Genomic DNA, 467 nt, shown 5'->3' with positions numbered 1-467 from the left:
CAATTAGTTGATTTGGGTAATCGTATAAATAATTGTAATAAATGGGGTTTTTTGTTTTTTCAAATACCTTTATACACGCACTTAGTACAACTCCAGGTGTGTATGTCCATTGTGGTTTTTCTCTAAAATCTAATAAAGATGGATTTGGAAAACGTGCAATTTCGGAAAGCATCATTCTCTCAGACCATTTTAAATTTTCAGGAACAATTTTTTTTTCTGAAATCGTATTGGTTTGTTTTAGTATGTTTTTCCGACAAGAAATTGCAAAAAACAATAAAGAAAATATTAAACATAATGTACAAAATTTATGTGATTTCATCAGGAATTTCTTTTAATTAATTGAATTTGTTGCTTCTAATTTTGTAAGCTTTTGGTTGATATCTTCTAAAAAATCGATTTCTGTTTTGATTCCATTTGGTTCTTGTTCCCAAGCTGCCAAGAAATAATAGGTTATTTTTTTTGAAGTT

At 27.8% G+C, this 467-nt stretch carries 1 protein-coding gene; it reads right to left on the bottom strand.

Annotated features, from left to right (window positions below; translation table 11 throughout):
* On the bottom strand, positions 1-319 hold a 319-nt coding region (locus tag IU405_RS00730), incomplete at its 3' end, for a glycoside hydrolase family 88 protein (protein WP_197436735.1).
* Between the last annotated feature and the right edge of the window lie 148 nt (positions 320-467).

It is taken from the genome of Polaribacter sp. BAL334 (genome assembly GCF_015767435.1).
GTDB lineage: Bacteria > Bacteroidota > Bacteroidia > Flavobacteriales > Flavobacteriaceae > Polaribacter.
The sequence above is the reverse complement of the archived record's forward strand: the minus strand, read 5'-3'. Positions and strand labels throughout refer to the sequence as shown.